Source organism: uncultured Sulfitobacter sp. (assembly GCF_964021855.1).
In the GTDB taxonomy this organism is placed as follows: domain Bacteria; phylum Pseudomonadota; class Alphaproteobacteria; order Rhodobacterales; family Rhodobacteraceae; genus Sulfitobacter.
Window position 1 is genome coordinate 97,882 of record NZ_CAXHZD010000001.1, and the last position, 23,730, is coordinate 121,611.

Annotated in this window: 24 protein-coding genes; 15 read left to right on the top strand and 9 right to left on the bottom strand. The window is 58.1% G+C overall.

Translation table 11 applies throughout. The features are described from left to right. Window positions 1-74 precede the first annotated feature (74 nt). Window positions 75-761, bottom strand: coding sequence for a response regulator transcription factor (locus AADJ11_RS00460; protein ID WP_093916504.1), 687 nt, complete (start codon window positions 759-761; stop codon window positions 75-77). Between the two features lie 166 nt (window positions 762-927). Between AADJ11_RS00460 and ribA the strand changes: the two genes are divergently transcribed. Both ribA and AADJ11_RS00470 read left to right on the top strand, forming a co-directional pair. Then, on the top strand, window positions 928-2,016 hold the full coding sequence (gene ribA / locus AADJ11_RS00465) for a GTP cyclohydrolase II (RefSeq protein WP_341232599.1): 1,089 nt from the start codon (window positions 928-930) through the stop codon (window positions 2,014-2,016). Beyond that, window positions 2,013-2,507, top strand: a complete 495-nt coding sequence (locus tag AADJ11_RS00470; protein ID WP_341232600.1) for a L,D-transpeptidase family protein — start codon at window positions 2,013-2,015, stop codon at window positions 2,505-2,507. The genes ribA and AADJ11_RS00470 overlap by 4 nt, the downstream gene beginning before the upstream one ends. Window positions 2,508-2,549: 42 nt before the next feature. On the opposite strand, the gene AADJ11_RS00475 is transcribed toward AADJ11_RS00470, so the two are convergent. Both AADJ11_RS00475 and AADJ11_RS00480 read right to left on the bottom strand, forming a co-directional pair. Further along, window positions 2,550-3,203: a YggS family pyridoxal phosphate-dependent enzyme gene (locus AADJ11_RS00475; RefSeq protein ID WP_341232601.1), complete on the bottom strand. Its 654-nt coding sequence runs from the start codon at window positions 3,201-3,203 to the stop codon at window positions 2,550-2,552. 100 nt (window positions 3,204-3,303) lie between these two features. Beyond that, on the bottom strand, window positions 3,304-4,182 hold the full coding sequence (locus AADJ11_RS00480) for a porin (protein ID WP_341232602.1): 879 nt from the start codon (window positions 4,180-4,182) through the stop codon (window positions 3,304-3,306). 296 nt (window positions 4,183-4,478) lie between these two features. Here AADJ11_RS00480 and AADJ11_RS00485 point away from each other — a divergent pair, with 296 nt between their 5' ends. The 5 genes from AADJ11_RS00485 to AADJ11_RS00505 all read left to right on the top strand — a co-directional run bounded on the left by AADJ11_RS00485 (window position 4,479) and on the right by AADJ11_RS00505 (window position 9,700). Continuing rightward, window positions 4,479-4,976 carry a DUF3576 domain-containing protein gene (locus AADJ11_RS00485; protein ID WP_341232603.1) on the top strand — a complete coding sequence of 166 codons (498 nt, stop codon included), beginning with the start codon at window positions 4,479-4,481 and terminating at the stop codon, window positions 4,974-4,976. 87 nt (window positions 4,977-5,063) lie between these two features. Continuing rightward, window positions 5,064-7,610 (top strand): leucine--tRNA ligase, encoded by a 2,547-nt coding sequence (gene leuS, locus AADJ11_RS00490; RefSeq protein WP_341232604.1) that lies wholly within the window; start codon window positions 5,064-5,066, stop codon window positions 7,608-7,610. Beyond that, window positions 7,597-8,082 (top strand): LPS assembly lipoprotein LptE, encoded by a 486-nt coding sequence (lptE, locus tag AADJ11_RS00495; RefSeq protein ID WP_341232605.1) that lies wholly within the window; start codon window positions 7,597-7,599, stop codon window positions 8,080-8,082. The genes leuS and lptE overlap by 14 nt, the downstream gene beginning before the upstream one ends. Next, window positions 8,079-9,077 (top strand): DNA polymerase III subunit delta, encoded by a 999-nt coding sequence (locus tag AADJ11_RS00500; protein WP_341232606.1) that lies wholly within the window; start codon window positions 8,079-8,081, stop codon window positions 9,075-9,077. Before lptE ends, AADJ11_RS00500 begins: the two co-directional genes overlap by 4 nt. A 32-nt stretch (window positions 9,078-9,109) precedes the next feature. Further along, complete coding sequence (locus tag AADJ11_RS00505; RefSeq protein WP_341232607.1) at window positions 9,110-9,700, top strand: glutathione S-transferase family protein; 591 nt, start codon at window positions 9,110-9,112, stop codon at window positions 9,698-9,700. Here AADJ11_RS00505 and AADJ11_RS00510 read toward each other — a convergent pair. The 3 genes from AADJ11_RS00510 to AADJ11_RS00520 form a co-directional block, all read right to left on the bottom strand. Next, complete coding sequence (locus tag AADJ11_RS00510; protein ID WP_341232608.1) at window positions 9,697-10,896, bottom strand: TIGR03862 family flavoprotein; 1,200 nt, start codon at window positions 10,894-10,896, stop codon at window positions 9,697-9,699. The two genes, AADJ11_RS00505 and AADJ11_RS00510, sit on opposite strands and share 4 nt — an antisense overlap. Window positions 10,897-11,087: 191 nt before the next feature. Then, a complete protein-coding gene (locus tag AADJ11_RS00515; protein ID WP_341232609.1) occupies window positions 11,088-11,720 on the bottom strand; it encodes an enoyl-CoA hydratase/isomerase family protein in 633 nt (210 codons plus the stop codon). Then, window positions 11,717-12,466, bottom strand: coding sequence for an SDR family oxidoreductase (locus AADJ11_RS00520; protein ID WP_341232610.1), 750 nt, complete (start codon window positions 12,464-12,466; stop codon window positions 11,717-11,719). The genes AADJ11_RS00515 and AADJ11_RS00520 overlap by 4 nt, the downstream gene beginning before the upstream one ends. 209 nt (window positions 12,467-12,675) lie before the next feature. On the opposite strand from AADJ11_RS00520, the gene AADJ11_RS00525 reads away from it, so the two are divergent. The 6 genes from AADJ11_RS00525 (at window position 12,676) to lpxK (ending at window position 18,937) form a co-directional block, all read left to right on the top strand. Further along, window positions 12,676-14,214, top strand: a complete 1,539-nt coding sequence (locus AADJ11_RS00525) for a DUF2125 domain-containing protein (RefSeq protein ID WP_341232611.1) — start codon at window positions 12,676-12,678, stop codon at window positions 14,212-14,214. An 88-nt stretch (window positions 14,215-14,302) separates the two neighbouring features. Further along, window positions 14,303-15,649: a TldD/PmbA family protein gene (locus tag AADJ11_RS00530; RefSeq protein WP_341232612.1), complete on the top strand. Its 1,347-nt coding sequence runs from the start codon at window positions 14,303-14,305 to the stop codon at window positions 15,647-15,649. Continuing rightward, a complete protein-coding gene (locus AADJ11_RS00535; RefSeq protein ID WP_341232613.1) occupies window positions 15,636-16,415 on the top strand; it encodes a 3'(2'),5'-bisphosphate nucleotidase CysQ in 780 nt (259 codons plus the stop codon). Before AADJ11_RS00530 ends, AADJ11_RS00535 begins: the two co-directional genes overlap by 14 nt. A 54-nt stretch (window positions 16,416-16,469) precedes the next feature. Beyond that, window positions 16,470-16,712, top strand: coding sequence for a DUF4170 domain-containing protein (locus AADJ11_RS00540; RefSeq protein ID WP_037228020.1), 243 nt, complete (start codon window positions 16,470-16,472; stop codon window positions 16,710-16,712). A gap of 6 nt (window positions 16,713-16,718) precedes the next feature. Then, on the top strand, window positions 16,719-17,948 hold the full coding sequence (locus AADJ11_RS00545; protein WP_341232614.1) for a glycosyltransferase N-terminal domain-containing protein: 1,230 nt from the start codon (window positions 16,719-16,721) through the stop codon (window positions 17,946-17,948). Continuing rightward, window positions 17,945-18,937: a tetraacyldisaccharide 4'-kinase gene (gene lpxK / locus AADJ11_RS00550; RefSeq protein ID WP_341232615.1), complete on the top strand. Its 993-nt coding sequence runs from the start codon at window positions 17,945-17,947 to the stop codon at window positions 18,935-18,937. The genes AADJ11_RS00545 and lpxK overlap by 4 nt, the downstream gene beginning before the upstream one ends. Before the next feature lie 60 nt (window positions 18,938-18,997). Here lpxK and AADJ11_RS00555 read toward each other — a convergent pair whose 3' ends face one another. From AADJ11_RS00555 to AADJ11_RS00565, 3 genes are read right to left on the bottom strand one after another with little or no spacing between them, the layout of a single operon-like run. Further along, the gene (locus AADJ11_RS00555) at window positions 18,998-20,116 is read right to left on the bottom strand and encodes a CaiB/BaiF CoA-transferase family protein (RefSeq protein WP_341232616.1); all 1,119 of its coding nucleotides are present in this window, start codon (window positions 20,114-20,116) and stop codon (window positions 18,998-19,000) included. Beyond that, window positions 20,116-20,799 carry a DsbA family protein gene (locus AADJ11_RS00560; RefSeq protein WP_341232617.1) on the bottom strand — a complete coding sequence of 228 codons (684 nt, stop codon included), beginning with the start codon at window positions 20,797-20,799 and terminating at the stop codon, window positions 20,116-20,118. The genes AADJ11_RS00555 and AADJ11_RS00560 overlap by 1 nt, the downstream gene beginning before the upstream one ends. 13 nt (window positions 20,800-20,812) lie before the next feature. Beyond that, window positions 20,813-21,322, bottom strand: a complete 510-nt coding sequence (locus tag AADJ11_RS00565) for a DciA family protein (RefSeq protein ID WP_341232618.1) — start codon at window positions 21,320-21,322, stop codon at window positions 20,813-20,815. Between the two features lie 106 nt (window positions 21,323-21,428). Here AADJ11_RS00565 and mutY point away from each other — a divergent pair, with 106 nt between their 5' ends. Both mutY and AADJ11_RS00575 read left to right on the top strand, forming a co-directional pair. Next, complete coding sequence (mutY, locus tag AADJ11_RS00570; RefSeq protein ID WP_341232619.1) at window positions 21,429-22,493, top strand: A/G-specific adenine glycosylase; 1,065 nt, start codon at window positions 21,429-21,431, stop codon at window positions 22,491-22,493. A 73-nt stretch (window positions 22,494-22,566) separates the two neighbouring features. Beyond that, window positions 22,567-23,718 (top strand): alkane 1-monooxygenase, encoded by a 1,152-nt coding sequence (locus AADJ11_RS00575; RefSeq protein ID WP_341232620.1) that lies wholly within the window; start codon window positions 22,567-22,569, stop codon window positions 23,716-23,718. The last annotated feature ends 12 nt before the right edge of the window (window positions 23,719-23,730 follow it).

Sequence of the window (23,730 nt, forward strand, 5' to 3'; positions counted from 1 at the left end):
CAAACCGATTGGCGGGTCATGAAAACCCCGCCGCTCGGGGATATAACGGCGCGCGGGCCGCTTTGGTTCCAAGCTCAGGAAATTAATCTATAACCACCTGATTCAGTTACTAAAATTCGTGCGTTCGAGGGGTCAGGCTCGATCTTTTGACGCAAGCGATAGATATGGGTTTCAAGCGTGTGCGTGGTGACGCCCGCGTTGTAGCCCCATACCTCGTGCAACAAGGTATCGCGCGGCACGACGCCAGCAGCAGACCGGTACAGAAACTTCAGGATGTTGGTTTCTTTCTCGGTCAGGCGAATCTTTTTATCGTCCTCGGTCACCAACAGTTTAGCAGAGGGTTTAAACGTATACGGGCCAAGCTGAAAAATCGCTTCTTCGGATTGTTCGTGTTGGCGCAGTTGCGCGCGAATGCGGGCCAGCAGAACCGGAAACTTAAACGGCTTGGTGACATAATCATTGGCACCCGCGTCCAGACCCATGATCGTATCGGCGTCGCTGTCATGGCCGGTCAGCATCAAAATCGGGCTTTTCACCCCTTGGGTTCGCAGATCACGGCAAAGATCACGCCCGTCGATATCAGGCAGACCAACATCAAGGATGACCAGATCATACAGCGCCTCAGCCGCCCGAGATTTCGCATCGGCCCCATTTGCAGCCTCAAAGACGTCAAAGTCTTCGGTCAGCAATAATTGCTCGCTCAGCGCGTCGCGCAGATCGTCGTCGTCATCCACAAGCAGGATTTTCTTCAACTGGGCCATATTCACTCATCCTCTTTGACTGTCCTAAAGGTGTGTTCACAAACCTGTGTGACAAGGGGCACAGCCAATTATTCACAGGACCGTGCACAAAACACGGCAAATGTTTCAATTCGGGGGCAACTCACTTAAGTATCTTAAAATAACCGATGTGAAAGATTACAAGAAGATGGCATTTAGCCCTGACATCACCGAACAGCTGGCCCGCGCGCGGGCGGATTTGCGTATGGGCGTGCCCGTTGTTTTTCTGGGGGCCGCCCCCGTTCTGGTAATCGCCGCCGAAACATTGACCCCACAACGCCTTTCCAGCCTTCTGGCGCTGGGTGGGGAACCAGTTCTGGCAATCACAGCGCGTCGCGCCGAAACGCTTAAGGCACGCGCCTATGACGGCACGCTGGCCCGTGTGCTGCTGCCGCCCGATGCAACACCTAGGTGGGTGCAAGCGATAGCCGACCCTGCCGACGATCTGCGCAGCCCGATGAAGGGGCCACTGAAATGTGCGCGCGGCGGGGATGCCACGGCCCATGGTGCCGCGCTACAGCTTGTTAAATCGGCGCGCTTGTTACCCGCAGCAATTGTGCTCGACCTTCCCAATGCAGCCGCATTCGCAGCCACCCACGGGCTGACAACACTGTTGTTGCAAGCCGCCCTGCCAGTGCTTGCCATCCGCAGCCCCTTGCACCCTGTGGTTAACGCGCGTCTCCCGATAGAGGCGTCCGAGGCAGGCAGGCTGCATATTTTCCGGCCCGATGATGGTGGCGAAGAACATTACGCCATCGAAGTCGGCCGCCCTGATCGTGCCAAACCAGTGCTTGCACGGTTGCATTCTGCCTGTTTCACCGGCGATGTGATGGGCAGTTTGAAATGCGATTGCGGGCCGCAATTACACGCCGCACTCGCCCAGATGGGGGCCGAGGGGCACGGCGTTTTACTATACCTCAACCAAGAGGGCCGCGGCATCGGGCTGGCGAACAAAATGCGCGCCTATTCCTTGCAAGATCAAGGGTTTGACACCGTAGAGGCAAACCACCGCTTGGGCTTTGAAGATGATGAACGTGATTTTCGCCTTGGGTCCGACATACTTAAATCATTGGGCTTTTCCGCCGTTCGGCTGTTGACGAACAACCCCCGCAAGGTCGAGATGATGGAGGCGAGCGGCGTCAAAGTTGCCGAACGCGTTGCGCTAAAAGTTGGTGAGAACCGCCATAACACCGCATATCTTGCGACCAAGGCGGCCAAGTCCGGGCATCTTCTGTGACACCCGACGATATGGTTTTGACCCCTATGGGGTTGCGGTTTCAGGGCACGGTCTATCCCTGCACCATAGGCAAAACCGGCATCACCTCGCATAAAAAGGAAGGGGACGGGGCGACCCCGCGCGGCATCCACCGGATCGTCGGTATGCTCTATCGCCCTGACCGGATGGCCCAACCCACCGATTGGGCAAAGCCGATTGGACCGCTCGATTTATGGTCGGATGATGTAAATGATCGCTACTATAACAAGATGGTGCGCGCGCCATACTCGCACCGCCACGAACAGTTGCGCCGCGCTGATCAGTTATACGACCTGATCATCCTGACCGATTGGAACTGGCCCTACGCCGTAAAAGGACGCGGTTCGGCGATCTTTATTCACCAATACCGCAGACCCGGATTCCCGACCGAAGGATGTATTGCCCTATCACGCACGCATCTGCACCGGATCGCCCCAATGATCAAACATCACACCCGGTTGATTATTGCGTAGGGTGGGTGCCAACCCACCACCGCCTTAATCCACCACACGCTGTTAACCAGCCACCCGTTCACCAAATATCGCCGACCCGACGCGCACATGCGTCGCACCCAATGCAATCGCTTTCTCGAAATCACTGCTCATCCCCATCGAGAGACCATCCAGCCCGTTGCGTGCAGCAATCTTGGCCAGCAGCGCGAAATGAAGCGCCGCTTCCTCATCTACCGGGGGAATGCACATCAAACCGCGAACCGGTAGATCAAGCCCCTGACATTCCTTGATAAACGCATCCGCTTGGGCTGGCATGACGCCCGCCTTGTGATCTTCTTCACCGGTGTTCACTTGGATAAACATATCGGGACAACGGCCAAGCTCTTGCGCCAAGCGGGCAAGGGTTGTGGCCAGTTTCGGGCGATCCACTGTGTGAATGGCATCAAAAAGCGCCATCGCCGCGCGCGCTTTGTTAGATTGCAACGGCCCGATCAAATGCAGATCAATCCCGCCAAAATGCTGCTTGAACTCAGGCCATTTACCTTCGGCTTCCTGCACGCGGTTCTCGCCAAAACAGCGATGCCCCTGTTCCAGCACGTCCTGAACCCGCGCATTGGGCTGTACTTTGCTAACCGCGATCAACGTGACGCTGCCCGGCGCGCGGCCTGCATCTTTTTCAGCTTTTTCAATTCGTGTGGTGATGTCGTGCAAGCTCATTTTTCGCCCTCTGTTTCTGGACGCACAGAACAACAGCTTTGCACAAAAGAAAAGGGGCAGACCAAAGGCCTGCCCCAAAACTATAAGTATTCAGATCAACTTAGAAGTTGAAGCGAACACCCAAGTCTGCGCGTGTAGCACCGGACAAACGCTTAGCAACACCACCACGCAGCGATGTACCACCGCCCAGATCGTGGTTAAAGTCGATGCCGTAGCCTGTGTCTGGTTGGCTTTCCGCGTCAGCAACATATGCTTCTACGTTTGTAGCTGCGCCAACGTCAAAGCTAGCTGCCAGAACGATGTGGTCACCGTCTGTGCCGTTGTCAGCATAGGCCAGTGTGAGGTCTGCTGGACCTACTGTACCACCGATTGTGGCTGCCATTTCGGTGTCTGTCGCCAGTGTGGAGTCTTGTGCCGCCAGAGCGATAGTGAAGCCACCAACAGCGTAGGAAACGTGACCAGCAACGCGATCGTTGACGTCAGAAGCGGACAGGTGCAAGCCCAAGTCGCCCATGGAGTACATCAGTTCGAAACCGTTGGAACCGGCTGCGCCAGCACCACCGGACGAGTAAGCATCGCCGCGGAAGTTGTATGCTGTGTAGTCATAGCCAAGACCGGTCAGACCAAGGTCGATTGGGTACATGCCAGGCATGAATTCCAGAGCGCCGAAGATGTTACCAACACCAACTTCCAGACCACCGGTGCGCGCGAAGAAGCGAACGCCGTTGATACCTGTGTTAGCTGTTGTGGAAGCGTTTTGCTGAATGCGAGCGCGTGCACCGAATGTGACGCCTGCGTCAGATTCTGCTGTCGCGTCAATTTGCAAACGGAAACGGCTTGTTACGTTTGTGGTGCTTGCGCCCGTTGTTGGGTCGTCATACTGCACACCAAAGCGTGCATAGCCACCAAATGTTACGTCTGCTGCTGCTACGCCGGCGGTCGCGACCAGGGCTGTTGTAGCGAAGAGAACTTTTTTCATGAGTTATCCCTCGGTTTGAATTCATATGCCCAGACCGGGGAATCCGGAAAGGGTATGGAGGGTGTTTTCTGCCTTTGACCCTGTTTTGGCAAGGATCGTGCTTGGCTTTGAGGCAATGTTGGAGACTCTGATGCAGCTTTGCCACAGTGCTGGGCTCGCCTCGTACCCTCCAACCGCGCGGCCGCCCTGCGCCATACCGCGCTTAACACCTTATACTATTGGCATGATTACATTGCGCTTGCCGATACTACCTTGCTTGTTTAGACCAGTGTCCAAATAGGCAAAGGACGGCTGGAATGGCGCACGCTTCGGTATTTAAATGCACAATCGCCTTTATGGCGCTAGCAACGTTAGGTGCCTGTGGCGGCTTCGGCTTTGGCCCGCCAACAGGTCAGTCGGCTGAAGAAAGAGCGGGTGCCAACGTTCCGGGCAGTATCGAGACAAACACCGAGAATACGATTTGGTCGATTTTCAACCGCAAGAATACCGACACCAGCGTATCTGTTAACAAATACCTGTGGTCCGCCTCTCTCGAAGTGCTGAACTTTTTGCCGATCCAGTCGATTGATCCCTACACCGGTGTGATTGTCACTGGATACGGCACGCCCCCCGGCGGCAGCCAGTCCTACCGCGCGACCGTGCTGATTGATGATCCTGCACTTGATGGGCGGTCTCTGAACATTGCGCTGCAAACACGCGGCGGTCGCATGGTAAACAAGGCGACATCCCGCGCCGTTGAAGATGCCATTCTAAGCCGCGCGCGCGAGATGCGGATTGCCGATAACAAGTACTAAGCCCGCACTTAACACACTCTCCATTCCAACGCCGGGCCACGCGCTAGTCGCTCGCTCGGCGTTTTTCGTTTGATAAGGTCTGCCAAGATGTCCCGCTATTCCCCCGCCGAAATCGAATCCCGCTGGCAAGCAGCCTGGGAAAAAGACGATATATTCAAAGCTGTCCGTTCTGCTGACAAGCCAAAGTATTACGTGCTTGAGATGTTCCCCTATCCGTCGGGGCGCATACACATGGGCCACGTGCGCAACTATACGATGGGCGACGTGATTGCGCGCTACAAGATCGCGACGGGGCACAACGTGCTGCATCCAATGGGTTGGGACGCCTTTGGCATGCCTGCCGAAAATGCGGCCATGGCCATCGGTGGCCACCCCAAAGACTGGACATACGGCAACATCGCGGACATGCGCGGCCAAATGAAACCGCTGGGCCTGTCTATTGACTGGTCACGAGAATTCGCCACCTGTGATCCGGAATACTACGGCCAGCAGCAGGCGTTGTTCCTTGATTTCCTCGACGAAGGTCTGGTCTACCGCAAGAACGCCATCGTGAACTGGGATCCGGTCGATATGACCGTGCTGGCCAACGAACAGGTCGAGTCAGGTCGCGGCTGGCGGTCTGGCGCATTGGTGGAACGGCGCGAGCTGACGCAGTGGTTCTTTAAAATCTCTGATCACTCCGAAGAATTGCTGAACGCCCTGGATACCCTTGATAACTGGCCCGCCAAGGTCAAACTGATGCAAGCCAACTGGATCGGCAAATCGCGCGGTCTGCAATTTGCGTTCTCGACCATCGATGCGCCGGACGGTTTTGACCGGATCGAAGTGTACACAACCCGACCCGATACGTTGCTGGGTGCCAGCTTTGTCGGCATTTCGCCCGACCATCCGCTGGCCAAAACGCTTGAGAAAGACAACCCAGACGTCGCCGCGTTCTGCGCGGAATGCCGCAAGGGGGGCACAACCGAGGAAGCCATCGAGACAGCTGAGAAGCTGGGGATGGATACCGGCCTGCGCGTGCGTCACCCGTTTGATACCTCGTGGGAACTGCCGATCTATATCGCCAACTTTATCCTCATGGACTATGGCACGGGTGCGATTTTCGGTTGCCCCGCCCATGACCAGCGCGATTTTGAATTTGCGACGAAATACGGCCTGCCGATCATATCCACTTTCCTGCCAACCGAGGATTCCGATCCAAAGGTCGCCGAGGCCTTCGTTCCAGCGAAATCCGAGCGTGTCTATTACAATGGCGGATTTGCCGGCGAGAAATGGCAAACCGGCGACGAGGCCATCGCCACAGCGATTGAGGCATGCGAAGCGCAAGGCGTCGGCCAAGGCGTAACGAAATACCGGCTGCGAGACTGGGGTCTGTCCCGGCAGCGGTATTGGGGTTGCCCTATCCCCGTTGTGCATTGCGACACCTGCGGTGTGGTCCCCGAAAAGAAAGAGAACCTGCCGATCGAGCTGCCCTATGACGTCAGCTTTGATGTGCCGGGCAATCCGCTGGACCGTCACCCGACATGGCGCGACTGTGCCTGCCCGTCTTGCGGTGCGCCCGCACAGCGTGAAACCGACACGATGGACACCTTCGTTGATTCATCATGGTATTTCGCCCGCTTTACCGCGCCCCATGCCGATACACCGACTGCCATGGAAGACGCGGAATACTGGATGAACGTCGATCAATATATCGGCGGCATCGAACACGCGATCCTTCACCTTCTCTATTCGCGCTTCTTTGCCCGTGCGATGCAGATCACCGGCCATCTGCCTGAAAAAGCCATCGAGCCTTTCGATGCCTTGTTCACCCAAGGGATGGTGACCCACGAAATTTACCAGACCAAAGGCGAAAACGGCCGCCCCGTCTATCACCTGCCCGAAGACGTGACCGACGGCAAACTTGCCGATGGCACAGCGGTCGAGATCATCCCCTCCGCCAAAATGTCGAAGTCGAAAAAGAACGTCGTCGATCCGTTGGGCATTATTGCCAGCTATGGCGCGGATACGGCGCGTTGGTTTGTTTTGTCTGATTCCCCCCCCGAACGTGACGTGGAGTGGACAGCCTCGGGTGCCGAAGCGGCGTATAAACACCTTGGTCGCGTCTGGAACATCTCGAACCGGATCACCGAAATGGCGAAAAATGCCAGCGGCGACGGTGACGACGACCTGCTGCGCGCGATGCACAAAACCATTCACGATGTGACAATGGGCGTCGAATCCTTTGGCTTTAACGCGGCCATTGCCAAGCTTTATGCCTTTACCGCGACGCTGCATAAATCCAAGGCCGGGCACGCAGCGCAGCGCGAGGCCATCATGACCCTTGCACAGCTTATGGCCCCGATGACCCCGCACCTGTCCGAAGAAATCTGGGCAGCGCAAGGCGGCACGGGTCTGGTCACCACAGCGCCATGGCCCAAGGCATCGGAAAAGATGTTGGTCGATGACACCGTGACGCTGCCGATCCAGATCAACGGCAAACGGCGCGCCGAAATTCAGGTGCCCGCCGATATGTCGAAAGAAGAGGTTGAAAAGATCGCGCTCAGCCACGAAGCTGTTATTCGTACCCTTGATGGTGCCACGCCGAAAAAGGTGATCGTAGTGCCCGGACGGATCGTAAATGTCGTTGCCTAACCGCCGCCTCTTGCTGGGGCTGCCCTTGTTGGCGCTGGCCGCTTGCGGGTTTCAACCCGTCTATGGCCCCGGCGGGACCGGTACAGCCTTGCAAAATAGCGTTGCGGTGGACGCGCCCGATGATGCGTTCACCTATACGCTGGTCCGCGAGATCGAGACGCGGTTGGGCCGCCCTGCTGCGCCAAACTATGGCTTGGCCCTGACCGTCACCACCAGCGAGGAAGGTCTGGCGATTGATACGGCTGACAACACCAGACGCTATAACCTGATTGGCAAAGCCGACTTTGCCCTGCGCGACCTTGGGACCGGGCAAATCGTTTCATCTGGTAATGTTGAAAACTTTACCGGCTATTCCGCGACCGGGTCCACCGTCGCGACCCTTGCCGCTGAGCGTGATGCGCAAATACGCCTGATGACGATGCTGGCCGATCAAATCGTGACGCGGCTTTATGCGGCTGACCTGACCCAATGAAACTGCCACCCCGCGACGCCACCGCCTATTTCAAGAAACCTGATCCCAACAAGACAGGTTTGCTGATCTATGGCGGCGACGCGATGCGCGTGGCCCTGAAACGGCAAGAGTTCCTTAAGGCGCTGCTGGGCCCCAATGCCGAAGAAGAAATGCGGCTGACCCGTATCCAAGCCGCCGACCTGCGCCGCGACCCGCCGATGCTGCTGGATGCGTTAAAGGCAGTTGGTTTCTTTCCCGGCCCCCGCGCCGCTTTCGTCGAAGATGCGAACGACAATATCGCCAAAATTCTGATCGACGCGCTGGCAGACTGGCAGCCGGGCGATGCGCAGATCGTGGTGACCGCTGGCGATCTCAAGAAAACCTCCAAGGTGCTTAAGGCGTTCGAGGCCCATAAAACCGCCTTTGCCACCCCGATCTATGACAACCCGCCTGATCGCGCCGAGATCGAACGTATCTTGTCCGAGGCAAAGCTAAACCCCGAACCCGACGCTATGGGATCGCTGAGCGAGCTTGCCCGCGTGCTGGACCCCGGTGATTTCCGGCAGATGGTCGAAAAAATCACCCTGTATAAAATCGGCGACAATGGCCCCCTGACTGCCGAAGACGTTGGCAATTGCGCGCCCACCTCAACCGAGGCCGAAGTTGACGATATCCTGCATGTCGTGGCCGAAGCCCGCGCAGGTGATATCGGGCCGGTAATGGCCAAGCTGCAAGCGCAAGGTGTGAACGCCGTGACGCTGATCATTATGGCCACCCGTCATTTTCGCACGCTTTATCGCATCGCCAGCAACCCCGGTGGTCAAATCTGGGGTGTGCGCGACCGTGACCGCGCCATGCGGCAGGCCAAAAGCTGGGGCGCGGTCAAGCTGGAAACTGCGTTGACCGTGCTGACCGATACCGACCTGACGCTGCGATCAGCCGGGCAACATGCCCCCACGATGGCACTGGTCGAACGCGCCTTTATCCGGCTGGCAATGTTGGGCGCGCAACGCTAACTATGCCCCAAAGTCTTGGGAGGGACACGTAAATGTACAAAGTCATCGGAGCCACCAAATCGCGCGCGCTGCGCGTCATGTGGATGCTGGAAGAACTGGGCCAACCTTACGAACACGTCGTCTGTGGACCACGGTCGGACGAGGCAAAGAAATACAACCCGTCTGGCAAAATCCCTGCATTGGTTGATGGCGATGATGTTCTGACAGATTCCGTGGCGATCATGCAGTATCTGGCCGACAAACACGGCAAGCTGACCGCCCCCGCCGGCACACCTGCCCGCGCGCGTCAGGATGCCATGACCTTGTGGCTGATTGACGAGATGGACGCGATCCTGTGGGCCGCGGCCAAGCACAGCTTTGTCTTTCCAGAAGAACAACGTGTTCCCGAGATCAAGCCCAGCCTGAAAGCCGAATTCGCACGTTCTGCCAAGGTATTGTCAGAGCGGCTGGAAGGCCCGTTTTTGATGGGTGATGAGATCAGCGTGCCCGATCTGCTGGCCACGCATTGCATCAACTGGTCCATCGGCGCGGGGTTCGACCGCGTGGATGACAAACTGGGTGCTTGGGCGAAATCCATGCGCGACCGCCCCGCGTTCAAGGCTGCGGCAACGAAAGAAGGCTAGCCCTTTTGCGCCCAGGCGGCGGCATGTTGCCCCGCCCAACGGCCTGTCGCAAGGCAGGCCGAAATAAGATATCCGCCTGTCGGTGCTTCCCAATCAAGCATTTCGCCCGCGACGAAAACGCCGGGACGATTGCGCAGCATCAGCGCATCATCTACGGCGTCGAATTTCACCCCACCCGCCGTCGAAATCGCCTGATCCATCGGGCGCAATCCGTCATGTTTGACCGGCAGCGCCTTAAGAAGTTTGGCCAGCGTCTTGTTATCTTGTGGCAAGGGCCGTGCCATTTCCTGCAATACGGCAATTTTTACCGGATCAAGCTTGAGTGCTTTGCGCATGAAATTTGCCGTGCTCATCTTGCCGCGCGGTTGGTCCAGCTTTGCGGTCAACGCCTCGACCGATTGATCGGGCAGCAGGTCCAGCATCAGCGGATGCCCCTCGCGCACACCGCGCGACACAGTATAGACGCCGCCGCCCTCGAACCCGTCACGCGAAATCATCGCCTCGCCCCGCGAACGGTGCGTGCCAGACTTAAGCGCGATGCCCTTGAGCGCGGTGCCAAAATGCGGCTCCATATGCGACGACCATTCCATCGCGATGCCAGCGTTAGCAGGCGCAAAGGGGGTAAAGGGGGTATCGCTGGCCAGAACCTTGGCCCATTCACCGGTTGACCCAAGCCGCGCCCAGCTGGCACCGCCCATGGCTAAAACAGTGACATCGGGCTGCAGCATCTGGATGCCCTCGGGTGTATCGAACACCAGCTTGCTGTCGTCCCACCCGGTCCAGCGCCAGCGCGTGTTGAGCTGAACACCGGCCTCGGACAGGCGCACAAGCCACGCCCGCAACAGCGGTGACGCCTTCATCACCGTTGGGAAAACGCGGCCCGTTGATCCTGTGAATACCTCTTGCCCCAGCCCCGTGGCCCATGCCTGAACGGCGTCGCCGTCAAACGCTGATATGATCGGCATCAGCGGGTCTTTGGCATTGGTGAAAGCGTTCATAAAAGTACCACTGGGTTCGACCTTGGTCAGGTTCAGCCCGGATTTTCCCGCCATCAGAAATTTGCGCCCGACCGACGGTTTGTGATCGCACACCGTGACCGACATACCTGCGTCTGACAGCATTTCAGCTGCCATCAGCCCGGCAGGCCCCGCGCCAATCACGACAGCCTGCTTTTGTGTCTGTGCTACAGTGGTCATAGGGATACCTTTGCGGAAAATACGGAACTAAAGACTTGCCTTAACCCGAGTGAAGGCCGATTGCACGATGATGTGGTTAAATGAACCCAAGCAGGAGCACCCGAATGCGACTTTTCATTATTCTGACGACCCTGACCGCGCTAAGTGCATGTGGCGTGCCCTTCGTCCCGTTCATCTGACGGGCAATACCCCTAGCTGTCTGACGATCCGGGCTGCGGTGCGCACATTGCTTTGATGCCCGCCGCGATCTCGGGCGCTGCGGCAACCGTGTCAGCCGCGATCTGTTGGGCCGTCTCTAACAGGTCTTCTGGCTCAACAATCCGGTCGATCAGCCCAAACGTCAAAGCATCCTCTGCGGTGATCTTTTGGCCACCCATCAAAATCAGCTTGGTCCGCGCCGGCCCGATGAGCGCCGCCATGCGCCCGGGGTCACTGGGCTGCGGCAAAAACCCCAGTTTCATCACCGGATAGAAAAACTTGGCCTTGGGCACTGCAATGCGCAGATCACTCGCCAGCGCCATCCCCATCGCACCGCCAGCCAACGTGCCGTTCATCGCGCAGATGCTCAGCCCCGGCAGCGCTGCAATGGCCCCCGACAGCCGTTCCCAGATATCGGATGTTGCAAGACCCGCCCGGGCTTCGTCCAGATCGGCACCGGCGCTAAAAACCTTGCCTTGGCCGGTCAGGATCACGGCCCGTGCAGCCTGTGCGTCCTCCATAAACTCGGCCAGTGACACAAGCATGTCATGGGTCAGGGAATTGGCCTTTTCGGGTCGGATCAGTGTTGCCGTCCAGATTTCACCCTCGCGGGAAAAATCGATCATATCAGCCCGATCTCTTTGCGCAGGTTCTCGTCACGCAGGGATATTTCCTCGCCACAGAAACGATCTGCGGCGGGGCTGCACATCCAAAGCAGCGCACGCGCAGGCCAATCGGCAGGAATGTGATCTTCCCACGCCAGTTCGCTCACGGGGTTGATGCCGCTTGCCTTGATCTCGCGTTGCATTTGGGTGGCGACGGTGCCGGGCGACAAACCGATGACACGAATGCCATTGGCGCTTTCCTCAAGATGGGCGGATCGGCCCAGCATATTCACCGCAGCTTTCGACGCGCAATAGGCGCTCCATGCCTCGATCGCGCTATGTGCAGCACCTGAACTTACGGTCAAAATCGTACCGCCACCGGCGTCTTTCATCACAGGCAACGCCGCGCGCATCCCATTATAAACGCCCTTGAGGTTGATATCGATGGCTTGCCCCCATTGGTCGGGGTCAGAACTGGCCAGATGCGCAATCGGATCAATCACACCGGCATTGTTGATCAGCACATCAAGACGGCCGAACGCCTGCACCGTTTTATCAACGGCCGATGCCATTTCGCCAAAGCGGGCAACGTTGCAAGGGATCGCAATGGCCTGATGGCCAATCTCGCCCGCGAGATCCGCGATGGCGTCTTGAGACCGGGCCAGCAGAACAACATTCGCCCCCGCTTTGGCGAAACTACGTGCAGCTTCTGCACCAATGCCACGGCTTGCGCCCGTGATCATCACTGTCTTGCCTGTCATTTCCATGTCGATACTCCCATATCTCAGCGTTTTACGGCTCGTAAATTTACCAATCAAATGTATTTAGTCGATACTTAGCACCTGCATAAACCGATACCAGCCCAAAGCCCAACCTTGGCCAAAAGCTGCTTTGCCTTGTATGGTGGCCAATGCCAATTATCTATGAGGCGCAGGTTAACCGGTGCCGGTACGCATTCGACAAAGGAATTTTCACGATGATCCGATTTAACACCATTCTGGGCGGCTCCGCCTTTGCCCTTTTGTCGACCGTACAAATCGCATCGGCAGATATCACCCCCAATGACGTATGGCAGGACTGGCGCAGCCACGTGCAAGGTATGGGATACCTGCTGACCGCCAAGGAAAGCACGAGCGGCGACACGCTGACCGTCAGCGACATGCGAATGGAACCGGTCAATCAGGATGAACAAGGGCAGGTATCGGTGTCCCTAGGGAGCATCACCTTTGAACAGAAAAATGACGGTAGTGTCGCCGTGTTGCTGCCCGCCACGATGCCGCTATCCTTTGCAGTCACACCCAAAAATGCAGGCGCTGAGCGCGTCAACATGATGCTCACCCTCAACCTGTCGAACCACGAAATGACGGTCAGTGGCACGCCAGCCAATATGACAAGCGCCTTTTCCGCTGGCACTGTGGAGCTGGAGCTGGGTCAACTGACGGTGGGGGATGACACGCTGGACGCGGATACTCTCCAACTGAGCATGGCGATGCAGAATGTTAACAGCAGGACAGACAGCACATTGGGCGCGATGCGCGATTACGCGCAGACTGCGACGGTCGGTTCTGTGACCTATGACCTGAAGTTCAAGAACCCTGACGAACCCGCGACCGCCATGGCGCAAGGCACGTCCGCGGACGTAACCCTTAGAACCAACGGCGTTTTACCGCTGGCACTGGCGCAGGTCAGCGATATGGCAGGGCTGTTGCGGGCGGGTATGGATGTTGTGGGCACGATAACGGCGGGCAACAGCAACACGACCCTGAACATCACGGACCCGAATAGCGGGGACATGGCCGTGGCGGCCGCCGCCGAAAACGGGACGCTAACCTTTGAAACCAGCGCCGAGGGGATCAGCTATGCCGGCACCCGCGAAGGCATGACGGTATCGGTTCAGTCGACTGAATTTCCGTTTCCATTGTCCTTTGCGATGGAAAATGCCGCCTTTAACCTAAGCGCGCCTGTGATGAAGTCAGAGACACCGCAGCAGTTTGCATTGGGCCTGAACCTGACCGATTTCACGATGTCGGACATGGTCTGGGGGATGTTGAACCCCCAAGGCACCTTGCCACGTGATCCCGCCTCTGTCGCGCTGGATTTGACGGGAACCGCGACCATGTTGGCCGATTATCTGGATATGCAAAACGCCGGACAACTGGCTGGTAGCATGGAGATGCCCGCCCAACCGGAAAGCGTTAAGCTGAATTCGCTGATCATCGAGGCCCTTGGCGCGCGATTGACAGGCTTTGGCGCGGCGACCTTTGAAAACGCGGGCCCCACGGCGCAGGACAGCAGCCCAAAGCCCTCGGGGGCGGTCGATTTCAAGCTGGTTGGCGGGAACACCCTTTTGAACACACTGGTGGAGTCAGGGCTGCTGCCCGCGCAAACCGCAATGGGCGCGCGTATGGTCATGGCGATGTTTGCTGTACCCGGCGATGGGGATGACACGCTTGAAACGAAAATCGAATTCACCCGGTCCGGCGCAATTCTGGCGAATGGCCAACGCATCAAATAGACCGCTCTGCCCCTGCTGCGCGCCCCGCTCCCTTGCAGATGGGGACCGGGGCCGCTAGCTACGCTTTGAAAGCTCAAGGAACATCCACATGTCGCAATCCATTGATGCGCTGACCAAAGCGCTCTTGCACGCCGCTAAAAACGCTGGCGCTGACAGCGCTGACGCCATGGCCGTGCGCGGCACATCAGTCAGTGTCGACGTGCGCGGCGGCGCGCTGGAGCAGGCAGAACGGTCCGAAGGCGTCGATATCGGCCTGCGTGTTTTCGTGGGCAAGCGGTCGGCGAATGTGTCCGCCTCCGACACATCCGCCCGCACGATCGACGAAATGGCCACCCGCGCCGTCGCAATGGCGAAAGAGGCCCCCGAAGACCCCTATTCCGGTCTGGCTGACCCTGATCAATTGTCCACAAATTGGGACATTGACGTGTTAGAACTGTCCGACCCGACCCCCGAACCATCGCCGCAGACATTGCAAGATGACGCCGCACGGGCCGAAGCGGCTGGTTTGGCCGTCAAAGGTATCTCGCAAATACAATCGGCAAGCGCGGCCTATGGTGAACAACAGGTCTATCTGGCTGCCAGCAATGGTTTTGAGGGCGGGTATACCCGCACGGATCGGGGCCTGTCCTGCGTCGCGATTGCAGGCAGCGGCACCGCGATGGAGCGCGATTATGATGGTGACAGCCGGATTTTTCAGGCCGATCTGCGCAGCCCCGAAGATATCGGCACCTTGGCAGCGCAGCGTACCCTCGAACGGATGGACGCACGCAAACCGCCGACAGGTGCCTATCCGGTTTTGTTTGACGAACGCATTTCCTCGACCCTGATCGGGCATCTATTGGCCGCGATCAACGGGTCCGCCATCGCGCGCGGTGCGTCGTGGTTGCGGGATGCGATGGGCGAACAGGTGTTGCCTGACGGTCTTTCGATTATCGAAAACCCGCACCGCCCCCGCACATCAGGATCGCGCCCCTTTGATGGTGAAGGGTTGCCCACAAATCGGCGCGTCATCGTTGAAAACGGCACCTTGAAAGGCTGGACCCTTGATCTGGCGACGGCCCGCAAGCTGGGCATGGCCCCGACCGGGAATGCCGCACGCGGCCCCGGATCAAACCCCAGCCCCGCTGTATGGAACATTGAACTGACCCAAGGCGATGCGACACGCGACGACCTGATCAAACAGATGGGAACCGGGCTGCTCGTTACCTCGATGATCGGATCGACGATCAACCCCAATACCGGTGATTATTCGCGCGGCGCGTCCGGTCTGTGGGTCGAGAATGGCGAAATTACCCATGCGATCAACGAATGCACCATCGCGGGCAATTTGCGTGACATGCTAGGCAGCATTATCCCCGCGAATGACGCGCGCACGCATCTTAGCCGCGTTGTGCCATCGCTTCTGGTTCCGGGAATGACCCTTGCCGGTGCGTGATCTTGACCTTTTGATCGATTGCGCCCGCAAGGCCGGGCAGATCGCCACATCCTTTGCCGGGAAAACGGCGCAACGCTGGGACAAGCCCGACGACGCAGGCCCCGTGACCGAGGCCGATCTGGCGGTGAATGCAATGATGCATGAAACGCTGACGGCGGCCCGCCCCGACTATGGGTGGCTGTCCGAGGAAAGCGAAGATGGCGCAGGGCGGCTGGATCAATCCCATGTGTTTATTGTCGATCCGATTGACGGCACACGCAGCTTTATCGAGGGGGCCGATACTTGGTCGCATTCCCTTGCCATCGCGCGGAACGGCAAAATCACTGCCGCTGTGGTGTTCCTGCCCAAGCTCGACCGGCTTTATGCAGCGTCACTGGGCGGCGGTGCCACGCTGAACACTCAACCAATTGTCGCCTCCCAGACCCAAGGCCTTGAGAACGCGACGATACTTGCCACAAAACCCGTCATGGCCGAACAACACTGGATAGCAGGCGATCCCGGTTTTAAACGCGCGCATCGTCCGTCACTGGCCTACCGCCTTGGTCTTGTGGGGCAAGGGCGGTTCGATGGTATGGTCACATTGCGCAAAAGCTGGGAATGGGACATTGCCGCCGGCGCGTTGATCGTGACCGAGGCAGGCGGGCAGTGCACCGACAAATCCGGGGCATCTTTACGGTTTAACAACCCTGATCCACGACTAAATGGCGTATTGGCGGCCGGTACATCGATCCATGCGGATTTGCTTGCCAGCCTTGCCCAGACGTGACCCATTGCCTTAGATAACGGCATCGGCATTCATCCGAGAACAAAGGACTGCACTATGACCCAACGCCTACACCTCGTCTTTGGCGGAGAACTGGTATCACCCACCGGAACAGCGTTTAAAAATGTAGATGACATTCACGTGGTCGGCATTTTCCCGAACTATGCCAGCGCCTATGACGCTTGGAAAAACGAGGCGCAGCGCACAGTCGACAACGCGCATATGCGTTATTTCATCGCGCATCTGCACCGCCTGCGCGACGAAGAAGCCGCAGCATCCTCGACCGAAGAACTGGGCTAACCCCTTATGGCGCGGTCGCTTGGGCTGGCAGCGTATCGCGCCTATTCCGGGCGGGGTTCCCCGTCGCCGTTCACCCCTGTGGCGGATCGTCCGGATGATGAACTGGTGTGGTGCCACGCGCCCGAACCCGGCAGCTTGCTTGCCATTCAAGACCTAGCCACACGCTTGTGCCGCAGCCGGTCTGGCCTGCGTGTCTTGATCACCCTGCCCAAAGGTATTGCCGGGGCCGAACGTTCGGCATCCCCACATGCGGACGTGATCATTGATGTTTTGCCAGATGACCACCCTGCGTCCGTCGCGGCGTTTATGGACCACTGGCAACCCAATGCATGTATCTGGGCTTGGGGCGAACTGCGCCCAAACCTTGTTCTGGCGGCGGCCCAAAGAAACTGCCCGTTATTTCTGATTGATGCCGACAGCGGCGGCTTCGACGGGCGGCGTGACAGGTGGATGGGCGATCTCACCTTCGATCTGCTCTCGCATTTCTCGGCAATCTTCGCGCGGTCCGAGGCTGGGTTCACCCGCCTGATCCGCCTTGGCCTTTCGCGCGATCATATCGAAATGACCTCTGCGCTTCAGCCGGGGGGGCAGGCGCTTCCTTGTATCGATTCCGACATGGCGGATCTGTCCGCCGCATTGGTCGGGCGACCCGTTTGGTTTGCCAATCAGATATTAGAAGACGAGCTTGCCACCGTCCTACGGGCACACCGGCAGGCGTTGCGCTTGTCCCACAGATTGCTGCTGATTGTGATGCCCGCTGATCCTGCTCAGGCCGACAATTTTGCCAAGACCATGACCGAACAAGGGTTCCGGGTGTTCAGATGGGGGGATGCGGGGTATCCGGACAGCTCCACCCAAATCATGCTTGCAGATGATCCGTCTGAAATCGGGCTGTTCTATCGTTTGGCACCGGTGTCTTTTCTGGGCAGTTCCCTGCACAGCGGTCCCGGCGGCTGTGATCCGTTCGAGGCTGCAGCGCTTGGATCAGCGGTGCTTTACGGCCCGAAAGTACGGCGTTTCTTGCCGTCTTACACCCGCCTTGCAGCAGAAGGCGCAGCGCGGATCGTAAATGATGCAACGGCCCTTGCGACCGCCGTCAGCCGTTTGATCGCACCTGACCAGGCGGCGGTTATGGCGCATGCCGGGTGGGACGTGATCAGCCGGGGCGCGGCCCTGACCGACAAGGTGATCGACCTGGTCCAAGAAACCCTAGACCAGCAAGAGGCCCATAGATGAAACGCGCGCCGTCCTTTTGGCATCAGCCCAAACCCGACTGGCGTGCCCGCCTGTTGCAGCCCCTTGGTGCCTTATATGCCAAGGCCACTGCGCGACGTCTGGCGAACGGGTCGCCTGTGCAGCTGGATATTCCCGTGGTTTGCGTTGGTAACATCAACGCAGGTGGCACGGGCAAGACCCCGACCGTGATGGCCGTGGTCGAACATCTGCGCAATATCTACCACACCCCGCATGTTGTATCGCGCGGCTTTGGCGGCACTGAAAAAGGGCCGCTTTTGGTGGATCCGTCAAAACATACTGCGGCCCAAGTCGGGGATGAACCGCTGCTGCTGGCCGCCTTTGCCGATGTCTGGGTCGCCCGTGACCGCGCGGCGGGTGCACGTGCTGCCGCGGCGGCAGGGGCAAGCGTTATTGTGCTGGATGATGGGTTTCAGAACCCGGCGTTGAAACAAGACCTGAGCATCGTCGTGGTCGATGCCGCAAAGGGGTTTGGCAACGGTTTGTGCCTGCCAGCCGGCCCCCTGCGCGAACCTGTGCAAACGGGATTGGCACGGGCCGATGTGCTGCTTTCCATTGGCACGCCAGCGGATCAGGCATCGTTTGAAAACACGCCGCTGCCCGCTGATCTGCCGCATGTGCAGGCGGAACTGGCACCGTTGCAAACCGGCATGGATTGGTCGGATACCCGCGCGTTAGCCTTCGCCGGAATTGGCCACCCGGAAAAGTTCTTTGCCACCTTGCGCGCACTTGGTGCCGACATTGTCCACGCCGAGGCGCTGGATGATCATCAGCCATTAACGCGCGCGCTGATGACCCGGCTGGAAGCAGATGCCGCGGCAAGGGGCGCGCAATTGGTGACCACGGAAAAAGATGCCGTGCGCCTGCCTGCGGCCTTTAGGATGAAGGTGATCACCCTGCCGGTGCGTTTAAAAATGGACGACGACAACGCGATCATTCAGGCCTTAAACGCACTCCCCAAACCCGCGTAGGGAGTCGGAATTTTTCAAAAATTCCGACCCGTTTTCTTTTAAAGAAAACGCCGGCGCGGCCTAGCCAATATCATCTTCGCCTAGCTTGGGCGCCGCGCAATGCAGCGCCAGTTCGGCCCCTGAAAACACGAAGGGCGACCTGATACCGGGCACGCCGTCCAACTCGACCTTCATACCACGTGCGATGACCTGAGGATCGTTGAACATATCCTCCATGTCGTTGATCGGCCCCGCAGGCACGCCCTGATCCTCGCAGGCGGCCAGCAGATCGTCGCGGGTGCGCTGGCGGGTAGCGTCGTTCAAACGGCGGATCATCTCGGGCCGGTTGGCGACCCGGTCGGCATTCTTGGCGTAAGCCACAGAAACGGCCATGTCATCCAGCCCAAGCATCCGGCACAGACGTTGGAACTGACCATCATTCCCCGTCGCGATAATCAGATGACCATCGGAGGATTCGAACACTTCATACGGCGTCAGATTTGGGTGCGCGTTGCCCATGCGATGCGGGGCCTTACCCGTCGTCAGATAGTTCATCGCCTGATTGCCAGTGACGGCCACGGCGCAATCCAGCAATGCCATATCGATATGCTGCCCAACGCCGGTTTGACTGCGCTGATGCACCGCCGCAAGGATCGCGGTGGTCGCGTAGATACCCGTGAAGATATCGGTGATCGCCATGCCGTGTTTCTGGGGCTGGCGGTCTGCTTCGCCGGTGATCGACATCAGGCCGGACATCCCTTGGATGATAAAGTCATAGCCCGCACGATGCGCATAGGGGCCGTCTTGGCCAAAGCCTGTGATCGAACAATAAATAAGTTTGGGAAATTGTTCGGACAGACTGGCATAGTCCATGCCGTATTTTGCCAAGCCGCCGGTTTTGAAATTCTCGATCAGAATATCGGCATCAGCCAACAGCTCTTTCATCTTGGCCTGACCCGCGTCCGTGGTCAGATCAACGACGACCGAGGCCTTGCCCCGGTTCGCCGAATGGAAATAGGACGCCGATTTATCGTCGCCCCGTTCGATAAAGGGGGGACCCCACTGCCGGGTGTCATCACCCGCAGGGCTTTCTACCTTGATGACTTCGCAGCCCAGATCAGACAGGGTCTGACCGGCCCAAGGGCCCGCCAGAATCCGCGCCAGCTCAATCACCTTGAGCCCTTCGAGTGGGGCCGCCATCAGTCAGCCAAAGCCGCGTCGATGATGTCTTTCATCTCGGCGTAAGGCATATTCGAATATTTCTTACCGTTGATGATAAAGCTTGGCGTGCTGGAAATATCGTCGGCCTTTTGGTTTTCTTCCCACCAAGCGACCAGCGTTTGTGCTTTTTCGCCGTCCTGCAAGCAGGCCTCAAGCGTATCGTTTTCGATCCCTGCAAGGCGGCCAATTTTGCGCAGTTCTTCTACGATGGCAGCGGGTTCACCCGCGCGCACCCATTCGGACTGACCTTTGTAGATCAGGTCGGCAATGCCGTGGAATTTTTCCTCGCCACCGCAACGCGCGACCATGGATGCCCACAAGCCGTAGCGGTCAAAATAGACTTCGCGGTAGGTAAAGCCGATTTTATTGGTGTCGATGTAATCCGCCTTCAGCTGCTTGTACGGTCCTTGATCGAACGCGGCGCAGTGCGGACATGTGAACGACGCATATTCGATGATCTGCACGGCAGAGTCCGGGTTGCCCAGGCTCATTTCTTGAATTGTTGAGGTATCGACATCGGCTGCGTCTGCTGACTGTGCATTTGCGGCCCCTGCAATGGGATTAAGCTGGGTGCTGTTCGTTGCGTCTGTACCGCTAAATACAAACCAGCCGCCTACGGCAACAGCAGCCACAGCCGCAATAATTGGGAAAGTGCGTTTCATCTGATTTCCTTTGTCAGCGTTTTGTCTTGTTCAATATGTTCTCGCCCAGACGTGCAAGGGCATCGCGCAGGCTTTCGTCGCCCAATGCGCCAACCGCTTCGGTCGCGCGTTGGCGAATGACGGGGTCATCCATTTGGCCTGCGGTTCTTTTGGGTTTTGTCTCGAATGCGACTTGCCCCTCGGCAAAACCTGTCGCCGCCGTTTGCGTGACCCGCACACGGGCGATTGCATTATAGCCATACACCGCGTTGACCTTGGCGCGCAGTTGTTCCTTTTGCATTTCCAGCATCGGAGCGTTCGAGCCTGTCGTCAGCAAGGTCAACGTCGCGCCCATACCCCCACGCCCATAGCTGACCTCGACCGGCCTCGAGATAGACGAGACATCTTCGCCCACGATCTCGGCCCATTGGGTCAATAGCCGCGATTGCGCGAATCCACGGGTTTCGCTGGCCTGACGGATCTTGGCCGAAAGCAGACTATCTGTGCGTTTAAACCCTTTTGTACTGGAACGCCGCGGCGGCATGACTATCTTTCTTTCGTGAATAACGGCTAACACTATAGCGATGTGCCACAACATAACGATACTGCGCCACATCGCCAGCCCATCCCCACCGCAAAGGCCATAAAGATTGCGTGACACGAACGAAACAAGCGACCTGCCGCGCATCCTGCTGGAATGGTACGATGTTCATGCTCGCACAATGCCGTGGCGCGTCGCGCCGGCGGACCGAAAAGCAGGCCAGCGCCCCGATCCCTATCGCATATGGCTAAGCGAGGTGATGCTGCAGCAAACCACGGTGGCCACGGTACGGGATTATTTCCAGCGGTTTATCGCGCGGTGGCCTACTGTTGCTGATCTGGCTGCAGCACAAGACGCCGATGTGATGGGGGAATGGGCCGGGCTGGGCTATTATGCCCGCGCGCGAAACCTGCTGAAATGTGCACGCGCGGTAGTGGCTGATCATGGCGGACAGTTTCCTGCCGATCACGCTCAGCTTCTTAAGCTGCCGGGCATTGGCCCCTATACTGCCGCCGCCATTTCATCCATTGCGTTTGATCTGCCCCACGCCGTGCTTGATGGCAACGTAGAGCGTGTGTTGGCACGCATCTACGACGTTCACACGCCGCTGCCTGCGGCAAAGCCCGAGCTGATGGATCGCGCCATTGCGCTGACCCCAACAGACCGCCCCGGCGATTATGCCCAAGCGGTGATGGATTTGGGGGCCACCATATGCACCCCGAAATCCCCCGCCTGCGGCATATGCCCATGGCGCGCGCCTTGTATTGCGCGGCAACGTGGCACAGCGCCTGAGCTGCCTAAAAAGACGCCGAAAAAGCCCAAGCCCATCCGCCACGGCACCGTGTATCTAACCCAGCGTAATGATGGCGCGTGGTTGCTAGAAACCCGTCCCGATAAGGGGTTGCTTGGCGGGATGCTAGGGTGGCCGGGCTCTGACTGGATCGACGCAAGCGAGGCCCGTCCGCAAGGCACCCCGCCCGCCGCCGCAGATTGGCAGATCGTGCCCGGCGAGGTGCGCCACACCTTTACGCATTTCCATCTGATGCTGACCGTCATGTATGCCGCCAACCCGAACGACATCTTGCATCCCAATGCACAATTCATCGCCCCCGATCAATTCCGCCCCTCCGACCTGCCAACGGTTATGCGTAAGGCGTTTGATTTGGTCCGGTAGCGGCAGCAAGCCACAGTGACAGGGCGTGATCAAATACGTTAGGATAAGAGAGCGATTTTAAAGGCCCAGTAGCATGACCCCGACAATCCCCGACATCAGCCCCGCCCAGTTGGCCCAGATCAAACGCGCACTGCCCTTTGCGTTATCCTTTTTGCTGATACCTTTGGTATGGATCACTGCCTTTGTCGGCGGGTGGACTGTAATCCTGTTGCCGCTTGTCACGTGGTATCTGTTTTCGATCATCGACAGCCTCCTGGGGTTGAACCTGGATAACGCCGATCCTGACGCGACGGATGACGACCTTTTTTGGTACCGCATGATCACCCTGCTTTGGATGCCCGCGCAATTTCTGACGCTGTTCGGGCTGCTTTGGTACGTGCCGCAGGCTGACCATTTGGGCGGTTGGGAAAAGTTCTTTGTGTTCTTTGGCGTCGGTGTCATGACCGGAACCGTTGGCATAAACTATGCCCATGAATTGATGCATCAAAAGAACAAGATTGAACGTTTCTGGGCCGATGCGCTTTTGGCGATGGTTCTATATTCGCATTTCCGTTCCGAACATCTGCTGGTGCATCACCGCTATGTGGCCACGCCCCGCGATCCTGTAACGGCCCTTTATAACGAAGGGTTCCACCGTTTTTTCCCGCGCGTGCTACGGCAAAGCTTGCGGTCTTCATTCCGCGCCGAAAAGGCGTTGCTGGCGCGCAAAGACAGACCTTGGACAGATCGGCGTAACCCGTTTTTCAGATACTGGGCGTTGCAGGCCGCTTTCCTGTTCTTGGCAGTCATATTGGGCGGCTGGGTCGGTCTATTGCTGTTCTCGGTACAGGCTGGCACCGCCGTCTGGCAGCTTGAGCTGGTGAATTACGTTGAACATTACGGCCTGACCCGCAAACATCTGGGCGACGGGAAATATGAACACGTACACCCCCGTCATTCGTGGAATGCCGCCTATCGCGCATCTAACTGGCTGCTGATCAATTTGCAGCGCCATTCGGATCACCATTACAAACCCGACCGCCGCTTTCCCGTGCTGCAAAATTACGGTCAAGAGGCCGCACCGCAATTGCCCTATGGCTATCCGGTGATGACGGTCATGGCGATGATGCCACGGGTCTGGCGACGCGTGATGAACCCGCGCGTGCGAAGGTGGCGCGAGATGTATTACCCCGAAATAACCGACTGGACGGCCTATAACCAGGGCACGAACCCCTACCCGCGTTGACGTCATTTTAAT